Annotated in this window: 13 protein-coding genes; 4 read left to right on the forward strand and 9 right to left on the reverse strand. The window is 70.1% G+C overall.

The window, feature by feature from the left end; genetic code table 11:
- Positions 1 to 114 precede the first annotated feature (114 nt).
- Together pnp and rpsO are read right to left on the reverse strand one after the other, a co-directional pair.
- On the reverse strand, positions 115 to 2,352 hold the full coding sequence (pnp, locus tag OVA30_RS16415; RefSeq protein ID WP_003597551.1) for a polyribonucleotide nucleotidyltransferase: 2,238 nt from the start codon (positions 2,350 to 2,352) through the stop codon (positions 115 to 117).
- Between the two features lie 269 nt (positions 2,353 to 2,621).
- Positions 2,622 to 2,891 (reverse strand): 30S ribosomal protein S15, encoded by a 270-nt coding sequence (gene rpsO, locus OVA30_RS16420; protein ID WP_003597553.1) that lies wholly within the window; start codon positions 2,889 to 2,891, stop codon positions 2,622 to 2,624.
- A gap of 299 nt (positions 2,892 to 3,190) precedes the next feature.
- Between rpsO and OVA30_RS16425 the strand changes: the two genes are divergently transcribed.
- Positions 3,191 to 4,657, forward strand: coding sequence for an amino acid permease (locus OVA30_RS16425; RefSeq protein WP_268176081.1), 1,467 nt, complete (start codon positions 3,191 to 3,193; stop codon positions 4,655 to 4,657).
- 245 nt (positions 4,658 to 4,902) lie between these two features.
- Here the strand turns inward: OVA30_RS16425 and xth are convergent, their stop codons facing one another.
- From xth to OVA30_RS16450, 5 genes are all read right to left on the reverse strand, one after another.
- Positions 4,903 to 5,712, reverse strand: coding sequence for an exodeoxyribonuclease III (gene xth / locus OVA30_RS16430; protein WP_056464426.1), 810 nt, complete (start codon positions 5,710 to 5,712; stop codon positions 4,903 to 4,905).
- A gap of 68 nt (positions 5,713 to 5,780) precedes the next feature.
- Entirely contained in the window at positions 5,781 to 6,227 is a 447-nt protein-coding gene (locus tag OVA30_RS16435; RefSeq protein ID WP_003597563.1) for a BLUF domain-containing protein, read from the reverse strand.
- A gap of 16 nt (positions 6,228 to 6,243) precedes the next feature.
- Complete coding sequence (locus OVA30_RS16440; protein WP_268176082.1) at positions 6,244 to 7,935, reverse strand: putative bifunctional diguanylate cyclase/phosphodiesterase; 1,692 nt, start codon at positions 7,933 to 7,935, stop codon at positions 6,244 to 6,246.
- A 218-nt stretch (positions 7,936 to 8,153) separates the two neighbouring features.
- Positions 8,154 to 9,101: a LolA family protein gene (locus OVA30_RS16445; protein ID WP_268176083.1), complete on the reverse strand. Its 948-nt coding sequence runs from the start codon at positions 9,099 to 9,101 to the stop codon at positions 8,154 to 8,156.
- A 199-nt stretch (positions 9,102 to 9,300) separates the two neighbouring features.
- Entirely contained in the window at positions 9,301 to 12,627 is a 3,327-nt protein-coding gene (locus OVA30_RS16450) for a DNA translocase FtsK (protein WP_268176084.1), read from the reverse strand.
- Between the two features lie 437 nt (positions 12,628 to 13,064).
- Between OVA30_RS16450 and OVA30_RS16455 the strand changes: the two genes are divergently transcribed.
- Entirely contained in the window at positions 13,065 to 15,137 is a 2,073-nt protein-coding gene (locus OVA30_RS16455; RefSeq protein WP_056115587.1) for an NAD(+) synthase, read from the forward strand.
- Positions 15,138 to 15,156: 19 nt separating this feature from the next.
- Here OVA30_RS16455 and OVA30_RS16460 read toward each other — a convergent pair whose 3' ends face one another.
- Together OVA30_RS16460 and OVA30_RS16465 are read right to left on the reverse strand one after the other, a co-directional pair.
- Positions 15,157 to 15,621, reverse strand: a complete 465-nt coding sequence (locus tag OVA30_RS16460) for a response regulator (protein WP_268176085.1) — start codon at positions 15,619 to 15,621, stop codon at positions 15,157 to 15,159.
- Positions 15,622 to 15,754: 133 nt separating this feature from the next.
- On the reverse strand, positions 15,755 to 16,855 hold the full coding sequence (locus OVA30_RS16465) for a histidine kinase dimerization/phosphoacceptor domain -containing protein (RefSeq protein ID WP_003599658.1): 1,101 nt from the start codon (positions 16,853 to 16,855) through the stop codon (positions 15,755 to 15,757).
- A gap of 391 nt (positions 16,856 to 17,246) precedes the next feature.
- On the opposite strand from OVA30_RS16465, the gene OVA30_RS16470 reads away from it, so the two are divergent.
- Positions 17,247 to 18,695: an AmpG family muropeptide MFS transporter gene (locus OVA30_RS16470; protein WP_268176086.1), complete on the forward strand. Its 1,449-nt coding sequence runs from the start codon at positions 17,247 to 17,249 to the stop codon at positions 18,693 to 18,695.
- Positions 18,692 to 19,618, forward strand: a complete 927-nt coding sequence (locus OVA30_RS16475; protein WP_268176087.1) for an EcsC family protein — start codon at positions 18,692 to 18,694, stop codon at positions 19,616 to 19,618. The genes OVA30_RS16470 and OVA30_RS16475 overlap by 4 nt, the downstream gene beginning before the upstream one ends.
- Positions 19,619 to 19,784 lie beyond the last annotated feature (166 nt).

Raw genomic sequence — 19,784 nt, forward strand, 5'->3', positions numbered from 1 at the left:
ATAGGCAATCGATACTTTGCCATTGAGCAAAATGGCCGAGGGCCACAAGCAAAGAGCGCGGCCCCCGGAGGGACCGCGCTCTTCAAACGTCCGGTATGGCGTGCGGGACGGGGCTTATTCGCCCGACGATTCCCGGCGGCGCTCGCCGCGGTCGCGGCGGGGGCCGCGGTCACCACGATCACCGCGGTCGCTGCGCTCCTCGCGCTCCGGCTCGCCGCGCTCAGCCCGCTCGGCCTTCAGCTTCTCGGTGAGGTCCTCGCCGGTCTCCTGATCGACGACCTTCATCGAGAGGCGGATCTTGCCGCGCTCGTCGGCACCGAGGAACTTCACCTTGACCTTCTGGCCCTCCTTCACGACGTCGCCGACCTTGGCGACGCGCTGGGCGGCCAGCTCCGAGATGTGGACGAGGCCGTCCTTCGCGCCGAAGAAGTTCACGAAGGCGCCGAACTCCATGATCTTGACGATCGTGCCGTCGTAGATCGTGCCGGCCTCGGGCTCGGCGACGATGGAGCGGATCCAGTTATAGGCCGCCTTGATCGCCTTGCCGTCGGAGGAGGCGATCTTGACGATGCCGGTATCCTCGATGTTGATTTTGGCGCCGGTCTTCTCGACGATCTCGCGGATGATCTTGCCGCCGGTGCCGATCACGTCACGGATCTTGTCGGTGGGGATCTGCATCGTCTCGATGCGCGGCGCGTATTCGCCGAGCTCCGGACGGGCCGCGGTCAGGGCCTTGGACATCTCGCCCAGGATGTGGGCGCGGCCGTCCTTGGCCTGGGCGAGGGCGATCTTCATGATCTCCTCGGTGATGCCGGCGATCTTGATGTCCATCTGGAGGGAGGTGATGCCCTCCTCCGAGCCGGCCACCTTGAAGTCCATGTCGCCGAGGTGATCCTCGTCGCCGAGGATGTCGGACAGCACCGCGAAGCGCTCACCTTCGAGGATGAGGCCCATGGCGATGCCGGCAACCGGACGGCGCAGGGGCACGCCCGCATCCATCAGCGACAGCGAGCCGCCGCAGACCGAGGCCATCGAGGACGAGCCGTTCGACTCGGTGATCTCGGAGACCACGCGGATCGTGTACGGGAACTCGTGAGCCGGCGGCAGAACGGGCCGGATCGCGCGCCAGGCGAGCTTGCCGTGGCCGATCTCGCGGCGGCCGGGCGAACCCATGCGGCCGGTCTCGCCGACGGAGTAGGGAGGGAAGTTGTAGTGGAGCAGGAAGCGCTCCTTGTAGGTCCCCTCCAGCGCGTCGATGAACTGCTCGTCCTCGCCGGTGCCGAGCGTGGCCACGACCAGCGCCTGGGTCTCGCCGCGGGTGAACAGCGACGAACCGTGGGCGCGGGGCAGCACGCCGACCTCGGAGACGATCGAGCGGACCGTTTTTACGTCACGGCCGTCGATGCGCGAGCCGGTGTCGAGGATGTTCCAGCGGACCACCTTCGACTGCGCTTCCTTGAAGGCCGCCTTGACCTTCTCAGGGCTGAACTTCTGCTCGCCCTCGGCCGGGCAGAGTGCGGCCACGACCTTCGCCTTCACGGCGTCGACGGCGGCGTAGCGCTCCTGCTTGACCGTCTTCTTGTAGGCCTCGCGCAGCTCGGTCTCGGCGACCGCGAGAACGGCGGCTTCGACGTCGGCGTTCTCCGGCGGGGTGAAATCGCGCGGCTCCTTGGCGGCCTTCTCGGCCAGACGGATGATCGCCTCGATCACCGGCTGGAAGTGCTTGTGGCCGAACATCACGGCCCCGAGCATCACGTCCTCGGAGAGCTCCTTGGCCTCGGACTCGACCATCAGCACCGCGTCCTGGGTGCCGGCGACGACGAGGTCGAGGGTCGATTCGGCGATTTCCGTCACGAGCGGGTTCAGCTTGTAGCCGCCGTTGAGGTAGCCGACGCGGGCCGCGCCGATCGGGCCCATGAAGGGCACGCCCGAGAGGGTGAGGGCGGCGGAGGCCGCGACCATCGCGACGATGTCGGGATCGTTCTCGAGATCGTGGGAGAGGACGGTGACGACGACCTGGGTGTCGTTGCGCCAGCCCTCGACGAAGAGCGGACGGATCGGGCGGTCGATCAGGCGGGAGACCAGCGTCTCCTTCTCGGAGGGACGGCCTTCGCGCTTGAAGTAGCCGCCGGGGATGCGGCCGGCGGCGTAGGCGCGCTCCTGGTAGTTCACGGTGAGCGGCAGGAAGTCGATGCCGGCCTTGGGCTCCTTGCCCGCGACCACGGTGGCGAGCACGGTGGTCTCGCCGTAGGTGGCGACCACGGAGCCGTCCGCCTGGCGGGCGGTCTTGCCGGTCTCGAGGACGAGCTTGCGGTCGCCCCAGATCAGCTCTTCACGTTGTACGTCGAACATATGTCTCTCGCCTTCAAACATGCGGTGGGCTGAGCCCGGCGCCGCCAGAGGCAAGACGGCGAGACGCTTCGTCTCAAGGAAGCGTCTCGCGATCCTGCCCTGGCGCCCTGCGCCTTCAAGCCGCCCGGATCGGACCGGCCGGGCCCCATGCCCGAGCGATCCTTCTTGGTCTGCCGCGCTCTTCGACGCCGAACCGGCGTCCACTTCGTGCGAAGCGCGGCTTGTGAAAACGCGGCCCCGTGGGGGACCGCGCGAAGGTTCGGCAGGCCTTAGCGGCGGATGCCGAGGCGCTCGATGAGGGTGCGGTAGCGCGCCTCTTCCTTGCGCTTCAGGTAGTCGAGCAGCGAGCGGCGCTGCGAGACCAGCTTCAGGAGGCCGCGGCGGGAGTGGTTGTCCTTGCCGTGGGTCTTGAAGTGGGCGGTCAGGTTGGTGATCCGCTCGGTGAGGATGGCGATCTGGACCTCCGGCGAGCCGGTGTCCTTGTTGCCCTTGGCGTAGTCCTTGATGAGCGCGGTCTTGCGCTCTGCCGTGATCGACATCGCAGGCCTTTCAGATGGAGGTTTGGTCGGAGGCGCCGCCCATGGGAGGGAAGGGCACCTTTGAAAAACTCGCGGTCGGGCCGGTGCCGGGATGTCGTCCAGCACGGTCAGCCGCAAGCGGCACAAGCCCCGCCCGGTAACCGGGTCGAGGCGGCGCGGACCATACACGAAATCGCGGGATGTGCCAGTGGCGCCGCCCGTCGAGGCGAAATCCGCCCCATACTGCTTCCCGATCCCGCCCTGCATCCGGCCCGGCTTTCGCTTCGCCGGATGCAGTCCGGTCAGGCACGTGAGACCCTATGCCCCGTTCCGCCCTCGGCGCCCGAAAGCCCATCGCCGCCCTCGTCGCGGACGCCGCCGATTCGGACGGTCCGGCGCTCGCCCGAAACCTCTCCGCCTTCAGCCTCGTCTGCATCGGCGTCGGCGCAACCGTCGGGGCGGGCATCTTCGTGCTCACCGGCACGGCGGCGGCGAATTATGCCGGGCCGGGGCTGATGCTCTCCTTCGTGCTCGGCGCGGTCGCGAGCGGGCTGGTGGCCCTGTGCTACGCGGAACTCGCCGCGATGATCCCCGTGGCCGGCTCGACCTATTCCTACACCTACGTCACGCTCGGCGCCCTGCCGGCCTGGATCATTGGCTGGGATCTGGTTCTCGAATTCGCCATGGCGGCGGCGACCATCGCCGTCGGCTGGTCGGGCTATGCGCAGAGCCTGCTCGCCGATGCGGGCCTGCGGCTGCCGGCATGGCTGGCCGCGGGGCCGGGGGAGGGCGGGATCGTGAACCTTCCGGCGGCGCTCGTCGTGCTGGCGCTCACCGCCCTGCTGATGCGCGACAACCGGGAGGCGGCCCGCACCAATGCCGTGCTGGTGGCGCTGAAGGTCGCGATCATCCTCGCTTTCCTCGGCCTCGGCGTGGGGCATCTGCGGCCCGAACTGTGGCAGCCGCTGGTGCCTGCGAACGAGGGCACGTTCGGCGCCTTCGGCTGGAGCGGGATCTTTCGCGGGGCGGGGGTCGTGTTCTTCGCCTATGTCGGCTTCGAGACCATCTCGACCGCCGCCGGCGAGACCCGCAATCCGCAGCGGGACGCGCCGGTGGGCTTGATCGGTTCGCTCCTCGTCACCGCGGCGCTCTACGTGGCGGTGGCCGCCGTGCTCACCGGCCTCGTGCCCTATCGCGACCTCGACGTGGCCGACCCGATCGCGCGGGCCATGGCGGTGACGGGGCTGACCGGCTTCTCCGCGGCGATCAAGGCGGGCGCGTTGATCGGGCTCACCACCGCGGCGCTCACCGCGCTCTATGGCCAAGCGCGGATCTGCTACGCCATGGCCCGCGACCGCATGCTGCCGGATCTGTTCGCACGGATCGGGGCGCGGAGCCGGACGCCGTTCGTCGCGCAAGGGGTGATCGGTCTCGCCACGGCCGTGGTGGCGGCTTTGGTGCCGATCGACATCCTCGGCGAACTCGTCAGCATCGGGACGCTGTTCGCGTTCATCCTCGTCTGTGCCAGCGTGCTGATTCTTCGACGGACGGAGCCGGAGCGGGCACGGCCCTTCCGCGTGCCGGGCGGTGCCGTGGTGCCGGTGCTCGGCATCCTCGCCTGCCTCGCCCTGATGGTGAGCCTGCCCGGCGATACGTGGCTGCGCCTGCTGGCTTGGCTCGGCCTCGGGCTGGCGATCTGGTTCGGCTACAGCCGCCGGCGCGTCGGCCGGAATCCGGGTTTCGAAAGGACAGGTCCTTTCGCGGGTCCAGGGCAGAGCCCTGGTTGAAGGGAGGCCGGGGCTCTGCCCCGGCACCCCGCCAAAGGGATGATCCCTTTGGAAGCCCGCACTCAGTACGAGCGATGAGAGCCTGCGGCGCGACCGCCGCCGAAGCGGCGACGCAGGTAGCCGATGGCCTTGGGCAGCAGGAAGACGACGACGATCTGGCGCAGGATCGAGCGCATGCGGTGGGACTCCATTGCGAAAGCTCAGATTGGAGACCCAATGCCTGGACGGGCTTCCGCGTTCCCGGCTCAGAGCTCCAACGTCAACGTCACCGGGACGTGATCGGACGGCTTCTCCCAGCCGCGCGCCTCGCGGAACACGGCGACCCGGCGCACGGTGCCGGCGAGATCGGGCGAGACCCAGGTATGGTCGAGGCGCCGGCCCTTGTTGGCGAGTTCCCAGTTCGGCGAGCGGTAGCTCCACCACGTGTAGATCTTCTCCGGCTCCGGGGTGAGGAGCCGCGCCGCGTCGATCCAGCCGGCCTCGCCCCGCAGTGTCTCGAGCGCTTCGGTCTCGACGGGGGTGTGGCTCACCACATCGAGGAGCTGCTTGTGCGACCAGACGTCGTGCTCCAGCGGCGCAACGTTGAGGTCGCCCACCAGGATCGCCGGCCCGGAGACCCGCCGTCCGCCCCAGACCCGCAATTCGGACAGGAAGTCGAGCTTGTGCGCGAATTTCGGGTTGAGGTCGCGGTGGGGCATGTCGCCGCCCGCGGGCACGTAGAAATCGTGCAGCACGATCCCCGCTGCCGGTCCCGCCTCGGGCCCGAGCACTGCTGAGATGTGGCGCGCATCGGGCCGCTCGCAGAAGCTCATCACGTCGCGGGTCAGCAGCGGAAACCGCGAGATGATCGCGACGCCGTTATAGCCCTTCTGCCCGGCGAAGACGATGTTCTCGTAGCCCGATCCCTTGAACGCCTTGAGCGGGAACTGGTCGTCGGGGCACTTGGTCTCCTGCAGGCACAGCACGTCCGGCTGCGCTTCGCGGAGGAAGCGCAGCACGGACTCGATGCGCAGACGCACCGAGTTGATGTTCCAGGTCGTGACGGTGAGGCGCACGGGGATTGCCTGAGAAGCGTGGCGTGGAGAGCCGCTCCGATAGCGGAACCTGCGCGCCTCGCAAACCGTCAGGCCTCGGCCGCCTCCTCCTCTAGGGCGAGCCCGTGCAGCATGGCGCAGAGCCGGTCTCCGGTCATCCGCGAGAGGTCGAAGCCGCTCTCGCCGGCCACGTCGCCGTAGCGGGCCGCGTCGTCCGGCGAGGCCCCGACATAGGCCATCGACCAATCGGTGAAGAGGCGCGTCTCCACCGCCTCGAAGGCGAGCAGCGAGACCTCGCCGTGGCGCTCGTCCTGCTGGATGCGCTCGAAGGTGGCCTCGACCGCGTCTTCCGGCCCCTCCAGCACCTGCGCGAAGCAGCCGGCGTTGAACATCAGCGCCCCGGTGACGTCGATGCGGGCGTTGTTGGTGCGGCTCGCGGCCAGGATGCCGCGGATCGTCTCGTCCATTGCCGCGGGGGCGCCGGCGACCCGGTTGCGGCTGTAGTAGACGAGGCGGCGCAGGTCTTTCGGCTTCATTCGGCGGGCTCCTGGATCAGGCGGGCAAGGTCGAGGGCGAGGGAGCGGGCGAGGCCGACAACAGGGCGGCGGCCTGGGCGGCCGGCATCGGGCGTCCGGTCAGGTAGCCCTGGACCTCGGTACAGCCCTCGGCGCGGATGGCGTCGAGCTGCGTCGCCGTCTCGACCCCTTCGGCGGTGGTGCGCATGCCGAGGCTGGCGCCGAGCCGGGCGATGGCCCGCACGATCGCCCCGCACTCGGCATTGCCCTCCATGCCGCGGACGAAGGACTGGTCGATCTTGATCTTGTCGAAGGGGAATTTCTGCAGGTAGCTCAGGGACGAGTAGCCGGTGCCGAAATCGTCCATCGAGATCTTCACGCCGAGCGCGCGCAGGCCGTTCAGCACGTCGAGCACGCTGTCGGTGTTCTCGAGGAGCGCGCCTTCGGTGATCTCCAGTTCCAGCCGGGCCGGGTCGAGGCCGGTCTGGGCCAGCACGTTCGTCACCGTCTCGACCAGCCGGCCGCCGCGGAACTGCACAGGCGAGAGGTTCACGGCGATCGATGCGGGGTGCGGCCAGCGCGCCGCCTCGCGGCAGGCGGTGCGCAACACCCACTCGCCGATGCCGACGATGACGCCGATCTCCTCGGCCAACGGAATGAACAGGGCCGGCGAGACCGGTCCGCGCTCGGGGTGGTTCCAGCGCAGCAGCGCCTCGAAGCCCGTGACGTCCCCGCTCTCCAGCTGGATCTGCGGCTGGAAGGCGAGATCGAACTGCTTGAGGGCCATTGCCCGGCGCAGGTCGATCTCCAGGCCGCGGCGCGCTTGCATCTGCGCGTTCATCGCCGGCTCGAAGAAGCGGTAGGTGCCCCGGCCCGCGGCCTTGGCACGGTAGAGCGCGAGGTCGGCGTGTTTCAGCAGGTCGTCGGCGTTCTGGCCGTCGGCGGGGGCGATGGCGACGCCGACGCTGACGCCGACATTGAGCATGTGGCCATCGACGACGTAGGTGCGCCCGACGAGATCGACGAGGCGGCGTGCCAGCGCCTCGGCCGCGTGCGGCTGCTCGACGCCAGCATGGGGTCCAACTTGGGGATCGACTTGAAGGATGGCGAACTCGTCGCCGCCGAGCCGCGCGACCAGATCCCCGCTGCGGGTGGCCCGGCGCAGGCGCTCGGCGACCTTGCGCAGGAGCGCATCGCCGACCGGATGCCCGAGGGTGTCGTTGACCGTCTTGAACCGATCGAGGTCGAGCATCAGCACCGCGAGCGGTGCCCCCGTCCGGGCCGCCTCGGTCAGCGCCGCGTCGAGGCGGTCGTGCAGGCCGACGCGGTTGCACAGGCCGGTGAGCGGCTCCTGCCGGGCCAGGGCCGCGCCGCGGAGTTGCTCGGTCACGTCCTCGAAGGTGAGGGCGAAGCCGCCGACCGAGAGTGGCGCCAGCGCCGCCTCGACGCGGCGGTCGCCGCCGAGGGTGAGCCGCACCCGGATGGGGCGGGCGGCGCGCACAGCTTCCAGGATGGGCTCGGCCTCCGGCTCCGCGGCGCCAAAGGGTACCAGCAGGGCGGGGAGGGGAAGGCCGACCGGTTCGGTGCAGGCGAGCAAGGCCGCCGCGTGGGCATTGGCGAAGACGACGCTGCCGCCCACATCGAGCAGGAGCAGGGGCGCGGCCATCTCGGCCAGCGCCGCCTCGAACGGCAGGGCGATCGACAGCGACGGAGCGGCGAGGGCGGACATGCGGCCGGACAGCGTCCTATGGAGGCCGCCCCACCTGGGCGGCCCACCTATAGGCCTGCTTTCCTCTCAACGGATGCTTAAAGCCGGGATGCGCCGGAGCGTATCCAGGGAATTATTCAAAGAATTTGAGAGCACTCAACACGGGGCGAGACAACACATTTTGGTGATGCGGAGGGGGGAAGCAATTCATGTTGTTGCCGTCCCTCATCGCGCTCAGATCAGGGGTTTCGTCCCTCGATCTGCTGCTGCATCGCCTTGTCCTCGGACCGGCCGTAATTGATGAAGAACAGCGACCCATCGACCGCCTTGCCCTTCTGCAGGTTCGAGAGCTGCACGGTGGTGAGATAGCCCTGCGGGTCGGTGATCCGCCATTGCGACAGGGTCTTCATCTCGGCGTCGAAGAAGAGCTGGATCTTCGAGGTGCCGCCCAGCGTCGAGCGGTCCTCCAGCCCGATGCGCACGCCGCCCGGATCGTTGGTCACCTCGCTCACCGTCAGGTCGCGGGCGAGGTCGATCTTCTCCCGCAGCAGGAATTTCAGCGGCGTCTGCGAGATGAAGTAGAGATCCTGGGTGCCGAGCTTGCGGTCACGCACCGCGACCGAGGTGCCGTCGGCCACCACTTCGAGCGGGGAGGGCTGGTCGTACTCGAAGCGCAGGCGCCCGGGCTTGGCGAGCGTGAGCTTGCCGCCGATGCGCCGCCCGTCGGCGCCGATCTGGATGAAGCCGCCGGTCAGGGTCTGGAAGCCGTTGAAATAGCTGTTGGCCGCCGCCACGACGGTGGCCGGGTCGGCATCCTGCAGCGAGGCGCCGAGGGTCGGCGCTCCGACCGCCGCAACCCGCGTGCCGGACGGGGCTGCCGGGGCCGCCGAAGCGGGCGCGCCGGGCTTGGCCGCCGCCTTGATGCTGCCGGTCTTCTCAGCGGGTTTCTCTGAGCTCTTCTCGGCCGCCTTGTCTGGTCCTTTGCCGGGCTTGGCTGCCGCCTTCTTGGCCGGGGCCGGGGCGGCCTCCGGCTCGGGCGCCCGGGCCGGAGGGGCCGGCGGCTCCTCCTTGCGGCCGAACAGGCCGTCGAGGAAGGAGGAGACCTGCGCCTCCACGGGCTGCGGCTGGAGCGCCAGCGCGGCGACGAGCAGCGGACCGGCAGCGAGGGAGAGGCGTCGGCCAGTCATCGTGTGGGCATCTCCGAAAGCTTGCGGGTGCGCGGGGCACTTGCCGTCCCGGTGGGGCTCCTGCCGTCCCGGTGGGGCACTTACCGTCCCGGTGCGGACGCGCGCGATGGCGGCGCGTCCGGATGTCGTGTTCGCGGGTAGACCCGGCCCCTGTGGCGAATATGCGACGGGGGCCGGATTGGCGCGGTCGTGAGAGGCCTCAGTCGTCGTCGTAGCCGCTGGACGGTGCGCTCGCGAGGCCCTCGACCAGGATCTCGCGCTTGCCTGCATGGTTGGCCGGCCCGACGATCCCCTCGATCTCCATCCGCTCCATGATCGAGGCGGCGCGGTTGTAGCCGATCTGGAGACGGCGCTGGATGTAGCTCGTCGAGGCCTTGCGGTCGCGCAGCACCACGGCGATGGCCTGCTCGTAGAGTTCGCCGCCCTCGGCGCCCGCGGTGGCCGCGAAGGCACCGATGTCGAAGACCGGAGCGTCGGACTCTTCGGTTTCGGCAAAATCGTCCTTCTCGGCCTTGGCCGCGGCCCGCCCGCCCTTGGCCGGCTTCTCCGGCTGCTCGGAGGAGCCGTCGTCCGCCGTGACGGCTTCGAGGTAGGATGGCCGGCCCTGGCGCTTGAGGTGGGCGACCACGGTCTCGACTTCCGAATCCGAGCAGAACGGCCCGTGCACGCGCGTCGTGCGCCCGCCGCCGGCCATGAACAGCATGTCGCCCTGTCCCAGCAATTGCTCGGCGCCCATCTCGCCCAGGATCGTGCGGCTATCGATCTTGCTCGTCACCTGGAAGGAGATGCGGGTCGGGAAGTTCGCCTTGATCGTGCCGGTGATGACGTCGACCGAGGGACGCTGCGTCGCCATGATCAGGTGGATGCCGGCCGCACGCGCCATCTGCGCCAGCCGCTGGATCGCGCCCTCGATGTCCTTGCCCGCCACCATCATCAGGTCGGCCATCTCGTCGACCACGATCACGATGTAGGGCAGGGCCGAGAGGTCCATCTCCTGCTCTTCGAACACCGCCTCGCCGGTGGTGCGGTCGAAGCCGGTCTGGATCGTGCGGGTGATGATCTCGCCCCGCTCGCGCGCCTCCTTCATCCGGGCATTGTACCCGTCGATGTTGCGCACGCTGATCTTGGACATCTTCTTGTAGCGCTCCTCCATCTCGCGCACGGCCCATTTGAGGGCGATGACCGCCTTCTTCGGGTCGATGACGACGGGGGAGAGCAGGTGCGGGATGCCGTCATAGACCGACAGTTCCAGCATCTTGGGATCGACCATGATGAGGCGGCACTCCTCCGGCTTCAGCCGGTAGAGCAAGCTGAGGATCATGGTGTTGATGGCGACCGACTTGCCCGAGCCGGTGGTACCGGCCACCAGCAGGTGCGGCATGCGGGCGAGGTCGGCGATGATCGGCTCGCCGCCGATGTTCTTGCCGAGGCACAAAGCGAGCTTGTGCTTGGTCTCGACGAAATCGACCGAGGCCAGCAGTTCGCGCAGGTACACGGTCTCGCGCACCGGGTTCGGCAGCTCGATTCCGATCACGTTGCGGCCGGGGACGACGGCGACACGGGCGGAGATGGCGGACATCGAGCGGGCGATGTCGTCCGACAGGCCGATGACGCGGCTCGACTTGGTGCCGGGCGCCGGCTCCAGTTCGTAGAGGGTGACGACGGGGCCGGGGCGCACGGCGAGGATGTCACCGCGCACGCCGAAATCCTGCACGGTTTGCTGGAGGTTGAGCGCGTTCTGCTCCAACTCGTCCGCGTCGACCTCCTCGCCGTCGTTCAGCGGCGGCTCGGCGAGCAGTTCCAGGTCGGGCAGTTCGTAGTCGGCATTGCCGACGAACGACGCCTCCAGGTGGCGGCCGGCGGGGATCAGCATCGGACGCTCGGGCAGGATCGCCCGCGGACGGTTTTCGGGTTCGGGCTCGGTGGTCGCCACGGGCTCGGCGGCTTCCACCTCGAACGCGTCGGCGGTGTCGAGGGCAGCCTCCTGCATCATCTCGGCAGCCGGCTCTTCGACAAGATTCCGGGCGAAATCCTGGGCAAGATCCTCGGCCAGATCTTCGCTCGGCTCGACCTCGGCACCGGGCTTGGTGCGCAGCAGGACCGGCCGGGCCGGGATGGTCAGCGGCGCCGTCGTCATCCCCTGGGGGGCAGGGGAGGGGGCCTGCGGGGCAGGCTGGACCGGGGCAGGGGCCGGAGCCGGATAAGCTGTGAAAGGCCGCGTGGCGACGGGCGCCGCCGCCATGGCGGAGACCGGGGCCGGGGCGGGCGCCACGGCTTGCGGTGCGACGGCTTGCGGGGCGGCCTCAAAAGCGGGCTGCAGCGCGGCCTCGGCGAACGCCGAACGGGCCGGGCGGATCGCAGCGCGGGCGGCCATGGCGTTCAGCACCGGGCGGGGCGCGGCGGGCGCGACAGGCTCGGCGGCCTCGACCACCGACTCGGCCGGGCCGAACCAGCCGTGCAGGGCCGACCAGTCCGGCACATCCGACCAGTCGGACGGCTCGGCCGGGACCGGCGGGATGAAGGGCGCGTAGAATGCCGCGAAGAGGGCGGCCTCCGGCGTTTCCGCCGGGGCGGGGAGCGGCGCGACCGGCATGGACTCGGCGGCGACGGCCTCGAAGCGCATCGCGTCGAACCGGATCTCCTCGATCGCCAGCGCGGACTGCGATGCGATCTCGGCCTGCGGCAAGACCTCAGCCTGCGGCACGACCTCCGCCTGTTGCGCAGTCTCAGCCTGCGGCGCTTGGACGACGGACTTCTGCCGGCGGTCGGGGGTGCGGAAGAAGCTCACGCCGGGCGGCGGCACGAACGGGCGGCGCCAGCTCGGCACCTCGGAAGCGGCCTGCTCGGCGCGCAGCCGGGCGGCCTCGTCGCTCTCGGCACTGCGTTGCGCCGCGCGCTCGGCGGCTTCACGTTCCGCCGCCTCGCGGGCCCGCTGCGCTTCCAGCGCCGCGGCCTCGGCGGCGGCCTGGGCGTCGAGCAGGGCCTGGGCCCGGAGCTGCGCCTCGCGCTCGGCCTCCAGGGCCTGGCGGCGGCGTTCCATCAGAACGGTGTCGGGGGTTCGGGTGAAGCGCACCGCCTCGGGCAGCGCAGGCTGCGGCACGCCGTAAGACCCATCCTGTGAGGCGGGCAGGGCGTGGGCCGCCGGGATCACGCCGGCCTCGGGCGCGATCGCGGCCGGGCGCCGCGGCGTGCGCACCAGGACGCCGGGACCGGAGGCGCGGGGATCGATGCGGCTCTCGAACGGCATCTCCGGCTGAGCGCCGTAGGGCAGGGCGGGCGCGGGCATCTCGAACAGCCCCTCCTCCGGTTCGGGTGCCCAAGCTTCCGAACCCCAGCCCTCCGGAGCGGCCGGCGCGCGGCCGAGCATCGCCCCCGGCGGCACCAGCCAGCTCGGCACGTTGCCGGCGTCGAACCCGTCCGTGCCGGGCTGCGGCAGCGCCGGATGCGGCAACGCGTGCGGGAGCGCCCGCGGCGAGGCCGGCGGCGCCCCGGCGATCCGCCGGGCGAGGTTGGAGCGCAGGCTCATCAGCCGATGGGCGATACCGCCGATCGACCGGTCCAGGCGGTCGCCGCCGCGGCTCGGCCGCGATGGATCACGATGGGAATGGGGAGGCCGTCCCGATGCGCGCATGATCTGTGAGATGACTCGAAACAAGGTCCGGCTCCTGCGGAGCGGTTCGAGCCCCAAGGTAGGCGGATCGTCGTTAACGAACGCTTGCCTCGACCTTGGCCCACGCTCATCCCGCAGGCGCCCTCCCCTCTTCCGGGGCGCCCCGGACCCGCCGGTGCAAGCGTGACGCGAACCGGATATCATCGAGCGCAGTTGGCTCTTGGCGGTGATGTTTCGAGGCCCGGTGACGGAGGGCGGCCCGGTCGCGGGCATCCCCTAAATCAGGCTTGAAATCGTGCTCTGAGAGGCGCTTGGCAGGGTTTCCTGCCGTATCAGGTGAGCTGCGAGATCCGGTGACGAATCCGAGCCAAGAGACCTTGAGTCCGAAAAACTTCCGCTCCCTCTACCGGCACGGCTTTGCCCGCGTCGCCGCCTGCACCGGCCGCAGCCATCCGGGCGACCCGGCGGCCAATGTCGCCGACATCTCAGGCCTCGCGCGGCAGGCGCATGGGGCCGGGGCGGCGCTCGCGGTCTTTCCCGAACTCTGCGTCTCCTCCTACGCCATCGAGGATCTGCTGTTGCAGGCGACCCTCCTCGACGCGGTCGAGACGGGCGTGGCGCGGCTGGTCGAAGAGAGCGCCGGGCTCACGCCGCTGCTCGTCGTCGGCGCGCCCCTGCGCTGGCGCAACCGGCTCTACAATTGCGCCGTGGCGATCCGGGGCGGGCGGCTGCTCGGCGTGGTGCCGAAGAGCTACCTGCCGAACTACCGGGAGTTCTACGAGAAGCGCCACTTCGCCTCAGGCGCCGGCATCACGGGCGAGACGATCCGCCTCGGCGGGCTCGAGGCGCCGTTCGGCACCGACCTGATCTTCGCCGCCGACGACCTGCCGGGCTTCCGCCTCGCGATCGAGGTCTGCGAAGATCTCTGGGTGCCGCAGACGCCGGGCATGGACGCGGTGCTCGCCGGCGCCACCGTGATCGCCAACCCGTCGGGCAGCCCGATCACCGTGGGCCGGGCCGATTCCCGCGCCCTGCTGACCCGCGCCGCCTCGATGCGCGGCCTGTGCGCCTACGTCTACGCGGCGGCCGGGACGGGGGAATCCACCACCGACCTGTCCTGGGACGGGCAGACCAGCATCGACGAGAACGGCGTGCGGCTGGCGGAAGGGCAGCGCTTCCCTCAAGCGCCGGTCGTGACGCTCGCCGATATCGACCTCGACCTCATCGCCCAGGAGCGGCTTCAGGCCGGCAGCCTCGACGACAACGCCCGACGGCACGGCACCCCGCCCTGGCGGACGATTCCCTTCCGGCTCGATCCGCCGGAGAGCGATCTCGGGCTCGAGCGCCGGGTCGAGCGCTTCCCCTTCGTGCCGGCCGACCCCGCACGCCTCGCGCAGGATTGCTACGAGGCCTACAACATTCAGGTCGCCGGCCTCGCCCAGCGGCTGGCGGCCACCGGCACGAAGCGGGCGGTGATCGGCGTCTCCGGCGGCCTCGACTCGACCCATGCGCTGATCGTCGTCGCGAAGGCCTTCGATCGGCTCGGGCTGCCGCGCAAGGACATCCTGGCCTACACCCTGCCGGGCTTTGCCACCTCCGACGAGACCAAGACCAACGCCCACGCCCTGATGCGGGCGCTCGGCACCACCTCGGAGGAGATCGACATCCGGCCGGCCGCCCGGCAGATGTTGGCCGATATGGGCCACCCGTTCGGGCGCGGGGAGGCGGTCTACGACGTCACCTTCGAGAACGTGCAGGCGGGCCTGCGCACCGATTACCTGTTCCGGCTGGCCAACCAGCACGGCGGCATCGTCATCGGCACCGGGGATCTCTCGGAGTTGGCGCTCGGCTGGAGCACCTACGGCGTCGGTGACCAGATGAGCCATTACGGCGTCAATGCCGGCGTGCCCAAGACCCTGATTCAGCACCTGATCCGCTGGGTGATCGCGTCCGGGCAGTTCGGCGAGGCGGAGAACCGCACCCTCCGGGCGGTGCTCGACACCGAGATTTCGCCTGAACTGGTGCCGGCCTCGGAAGGCGAGGGGCCGCAGAGCACGGAGGCCAAGATCGGCCCCTACGCCCTGCAGGACTTCAATCTCTGGTTCACCCTGCGCCACGGCTTCCGGCCGTCGAAGATCGCCTTCCTCGCGCTCCATGCCTGGGGCGATGCGGCGGCCGGCGACTGGCCGCCGGATTTCCCGCAAGCCAAGCGCGTCGCCTACGACCTGCCGGAGATCCGGCGCTGGCTCGGCGTCTTCCTCGATCGCTTCTTCCGCTTCAGCCAGTTCAAGCGCTCGGCGCTCCCCAACGGCCCGAAGGTCTCGGCCGGCGGCTCGCTCTCGCCCCGCGGCGACTGGCGCGCGCCGTCGGATGCCAGCGCCCGGGCGTGGCTCGACGAGCTGGAGCGGAACGTGCCGAAGGGGTGAGGGCGGCGGCGCCCGTCTCTTACGGCACTCCGCCGGTCCAATCCCCGCCGCCTGCGGCCGGAGCGAGGTGGAAGCCGTCGAGGGTCTCGGCGGAGGGCGGGTGGCCGGCACGGCGCTGGGCGACGTAGTCGAGGGCGCCCGCCACGGCGCGCTCGGAATAGGGCTTCGCGATCACCCCGAGTGCGCCCGCGAAATCCGGCGGGATGCGCTTGGCGTTGGCGGTCATGAACACCACGGTGACCCGCGGGTCGCGGCTCAACTGGCGCGCCACCTCCACCCCGGTCGGCCCGTCGATGAGGTGGATGTCCACCAGCGCCACGTCCGGCAGGGCGGTGCGGCCCAGCGCGATGGCGTCCGCCGAGGAGCCCGCGACGCCGACGCTGACATGACCGAGGTCTTCCAGCAGGCATTCCAGTTCGAGGGCGATCAGCACCTCGTCCTCGACAACGAGAACGCGCAGGGGCCCCTCCCTCACCTCGGGCATCGCGGTTCTCCCGGCGTCGTTTGTCCCCCCGCCCCGAATCGATCCGCCGGATTGGCGGCGAAGGGAGCGGGCCCGGCCCGTCGCGGGACCGGTTTCCGGTGGAAACGGCCCGGAGTGAAGAAACGCATGTCCGTCACAATGCGTCGGTCCCGACCAGCGGGATCGTGATCGTGATCCGGGTGCCGGGCCCGGCATCCGACCATTCGAGGGTGCCGCGCAACTGGCGCACCACCATCTCGACCAGGGTGCGGCCGAAGCCTGCGGGGTTGGACGGCACCGCGGCCATGCCGATGCCGTCGTCCTGAATGACGAGGCGCATCCCCGCCTCGAAACGGTGTGCCTCGATCGCTACCCGGCCGCGGCGCGCCTCCGGGAAGGCGTGGTGCAGGGCGTTCGTCGTCAATTCGTGGATCAGCAGCGCCAGCGGGGCGGCCATGGCGGCGGAAAGCGCCAGCGCCTCGATCTCCGTCTCGATCCGGGTGCGGTCCCCGTCGAGGCCGGCGGCGAGGTCTGCGATCAGGTCGGCGGTGAACTCCCGGAAGTCGAAGCGGGTGACGTCGCCCTCCGAGTACAGCATCCGGTGGGCCGTGGAGAGGGCGCCGATCCGGTCGGCCATGGCCTGGAGCGCGTTGCGGGCGTCGCCCTCCGGCGTGCGGCGGGCCTTCAGCAGCATCAGCGAGGAGATGACCTGGAGATTGTTCTTGACCCGATGATCGACCTCGTGGAGCAGCGCGGTCTTCTGTTCCAGGGCCGAGCGCAGGTCGGCGGTGCGCTCGCTCACCTCGCGCTCCAGCGCGTCGTTGGCGTCGCGCATCGCCAATTCCAGGCGGTGCTTGTCGGTCATGTCGGCCTGGGCCGAGAAGAAGAACAGGACCTTGCCCGCCTCGTCGCAGACGGGGTTGATCGTCATGCCGTTCCAGAACGATGTGCCGTCCTTGCGGTAATTGAGCAGCTCGCCCTCGAACGGACGGCCTGTGGCGAGCGCCGACCGCATCGTCTGAAGCACCGCCGCATCGGTGAGGGGACCTTGCAGCATGCGGCAATTCTGGCCGTAGAGTTCCTCGCGGGCATAGCCCGTGAGCCCGAGAAAGGCGCCGTTGGCCCAGACGACCGGGTTGTCGCCCCGCCGCGGATCGGTGACCACCATCGGCGTCGGGCTGGCCTCGAAGGCTGCCGCGAAGACCTCCACCGTGACGCCCGAGGGCAGGCTCGCTCCTTTGGGAAAACCCGTCATCTCTACGCCAACACAGGCATGCCGCTCTCGATCGCAGCACGCGAACCGGAGTCACCCGACGCATTCCGTAGCGTCCGGCCCCGCGACTCCAACGAGCCGGCCCCTCCCCCGTTCCGTGCGGTGAAGCACGGAGCACCCTGCGGACCTGTCATCGTGCGGGAGCCTGCAATTACGGTTCTATCAACCATGTTGGCTCTATACGGAGCCCAGGATTCCGACTTTGCGCGGGACTCGCAAGGGACATGACGGGGGCTGCGGGCCGCAAGTCCGTCATGTTTTCTGCGGAGATCGGGATCAAAGATGCGCGAGTGTCCGGGCGCCCGGCTCCGCGCGGCGTCCCAGATCCATGCAACCCAGCCCGACGGGCGGGGGCTCCAGGGAGTTTTACGCGATGGCGGATGCGGCGAACTCCAAGACGCTTCCTAAGGACACGGCCCTGAAAGCGCAGCCGCGCAAGCTGCGCCTGCGCGACATCACCGAGGACAAGCGCGTCGCGCAGATGCTGGCGCTCGGCTTCTCCTCCGGCCTGCCGCTCCTGCTCGTGCTCGGCACCTTCACCCTGCGGCTCGCCGATTCCGGCATCGACATCAAGACGATCGGCCTGTTCAGCTACGTCGCGCTGCCCTACTCGCTGAAGTTCCTCTGGGCGCCCTCGATCGACCGCGTCGACGTCCCGTTCCTGGCCCCGCGCCTCGGCCGCAAGCGCGCCTGGATGATCGTGACGCAGATCGCCACCGCCCTGGCGCTGGTCCTGATGGCCTTCGCCGACCCGAAGGAGCATCTCGCGCTCATCGGCCTCGGCGCCTTCCTCGTCGCCTTCTGCGCCGCCACCCAGGACGTGGTGATCGACGGCTGGCGCATCGAGGCGGCGGGCACCGACCTGCAGGGCATCATGGCCGCCACCTCGAACCTCGGCTACCGGTTCGGGCTGATCCTGGCGGGGGCCGGCGCGCTCTACGTCGCGGCCTATGGCGGCTGGACGCTCGCCTATCTCTGCATGGCCGCGCTGATGGGCGTCGGCCTGATCGCGGCCCTGCTCGCCACGCCCTATGACCGGCCGCGCGAGGCGGCGACGGGCAAGCGCGACCTGCCCGCCGCCGTGCGCCGCGCCGTGCTGGAGCCGCTGACGGAACTCTACGCCCGGATGGGCAAGGCCCTGTTCGCGGTGCTGGCGCTCGTCGCGCTCTACCGGATGCCGGACTTCGTCTCCGGCGTGATGGCCAACCCGCTCTACATCACGCTCGGCTACGGCAAGGCGGAGATCGCCACCATCGTCAAGCTGTTCGGCATCTGGGTCGGGATCGCCGGGGGCTTTGCGGGCGGCTGGTCGATCGCCCGGCTCGGCATGTTCCCGACCCTGGTGATCGGCGCCTTCATCGCCGCCGCCTCGCACCTGTCGCTGGCGTGGCTGGCGCTGGGCGAGCCGGAGCAATGGCGGCTCGCCATCGCGGTCTCGATCGAGAGCCTGTGCGGCTCCTTCGCCGGCATCGCGCTGATCGCCTACATGTCGAGCCTGACCACGCCGGGCTTTGCGGCCACGCAATACGCCCTGTTCTCCTCGCTCTACGCCCTGCCGGGCAAGCTGGTCGCCGGCACCTCCGGCTTCGTGGTGGCGGCTTACGGCTTCCCGGCCTTCTTCGCGATGACCGCGGCGGTCGGCATCCCCGTCGTCGCCCTGTGCTTTGCCGTGGGACGCACCCCGCAGCGCACGGCGCCCGCGGAAAGCCCGGCCGAGGCCACGCCCGAGGCCGTGCAGGGGAACCCAACCGGCCCCGTCGGTCTTGCCTCAGCCGAAGCGGGCCCCAAGATCCCGTCCAAAGTCGCGAGGGCGCAGACGTGAACGACCTTGCCGTTGTCGGAGAAACCCTGCCGGTTCCGATCGACCCGCCGGCCGGAAAGCCCCTGTCGGAGGAGGACCGCGCCGTCCTGCGGCGCGCGGTGACCGTATTGGAGAAGCCGGGGCTCGCCTCCCGCCTCTCGGCGGCCGCGGGCGCACCCCTCGACATGATCGGCCGCGCACTGCCGGCGCCCATTACCGAGACGGTGGCCAGCGCCACGGAAGGCGCGATGCGCACGGCCCTTCGGGTCGCGCTGGCGACCCTGCCGGACAAGGACGTGAAGCCGGCCGGCACGGCGCTGGAGCGCATCGAAACCGAGGCCGGCGGGCGCCTGAGCCGCCTGCTCGGGTCGAGCGAAACCCGTCACAAGGCGCTCGCCGCGGTGACCGGCGCGGTCGGCGGCGTGCTCGGCCTCGCGACGCTGGCGGTCGAGCTGCCGGTCTCCACGACGCTCATGCTGCGCTCCATCGCCGAGATCGCCCGGGAAGAGGGCGAAGACCTCAGCGACCCCGAGAGCGCGCTCGCCTGCGTGCAGGTCTTCGCGCTCGGCGGACGGGCCGGCGCCGAGACGACGGTCGCCGATAGCGGCTACTTCGCGGTGCGCGCCGCACTCGCCAAGACCATGTCGGAGGCGGCCCGTTATGCGGCCCACCGCTCGCTGCTCGATGCCGGCGCGCCGCCGCTGGTGCGGCTCACCGCGCAGATCGCCGCCCGGTTCGGCCTCGTCGTCTCGCAGAAGGTCGCGGCCCAGGCCGTGCCGGTGATCGGGGCACTCGGGGGCGCTGCCGTCAACGCCGCCTTCATGGACCACTTCCAGTCCATGGCCCGCGCCCACTTCACCGTGCGCCGGCTCGAGCGGGCCTACGGCAAGGACGCGGTGCACGCGGCCTATCTCGAGGAGAAGGCGGCGCTCGGCTTCGGCTGAGGGGTGACACGCGGCTGACAGCTTTTATCCCACTCGCATCCTCATCCTGAGGTGGCGGCGCGAAGCGTCGCCCTCGAAGGAGCCTCCCGTTCTCGCGCGGCATCTGGACGATCCTTCGAGGCCCGCTGACGCGGGCGCCTCAGGATGAGGCGGAGGATGGGAGAGG

The organism is Methylorubrum sp. SL192, from assembly GCF_026672325.1.
Lineage (GTDB): Bacteria > Pseudomonadota > Alphaproteobacteria > Rhizobiales > Beijerinckiaceae > Methylobacterium > Methylobacterium extorquens.

Excerpts from the sequence above, each read along its gene's own strand:
- OVA30_RS16450 (WP_268176084.1), bottom strand. The coding sequence starts at position 12,627 with ATGAGCCTGCGCTCCAACCTCGCCCGGCGGATCGCCGGGGCGCCGCCG.
- OVA30_RS16465 (WP_003599658.1), bottom strand. The coding sequence starts at position 16,855 with ATGACGGGTTTTCCCAAAGGAGCGAGCCTGCCCTCGGGCGTCACGGTG.
- OVA30_RS16460 (WP_268176085.1), bottom strand. The coding sequence starts at position 15,621 with ATGCCCGAGGTGAGGGAGGGGCCCCTGCGCGTTCTCGTTGTCGAGGAC.
- rpsO (WP_003597553.1), bottom strand. The coding sequence starts at position 2,891 with ATGTCGATCACGGCAGAGCGCAAGACCGCGCTCATCAAGGACTACGCC.
- OVA30_RS16440 (WP_268176082.1), bottom strand. The coding sequence starts at position 7,935 with ATGTCCGCCCTCGCCGCTCCGTCGCTGTCGATCGCCCTGCCGTTCGAG.
- OVA30_RS16435 (WP_003597563.1), bottom strand. The coding sequence starts at position 6,227 with ATGAAGCCGAAAGACCTGCGCCGCCTCGTCTACTACAGCCGCAACCGG.
- OVA30_RS16425 (WP_268176081.1), top strand. The coding sequence starts at position 3,191 with ATGCCCCGTTCCGCCCTCGGCGCCCGAAAGCCCATCGCCGCCCTCGTC.
- OVA30_RS16470 (WP_268176086.1), top strand. The coding sequence starts at position 17,247 with ATGGCGGATGCGGCGAACTCCAAGACGCTTCCTAAGGACACGGCCCTG.
- OVA30_RS16445 (WP_268176083.1), bottom strand. The coding sequence starts at position 9,101 with ATGACTGGCCGACGCCTCTCCCTCGCTGCCGGTCCGCTGCTCGTCGCC.
- pnp (WP_003597551.1), bottom strand. The coding sequence starts at position 2,352 with ATGTTCGACGTACAACGTGAAGAGCTGATCTGGGGCGACCGCAAGCTC.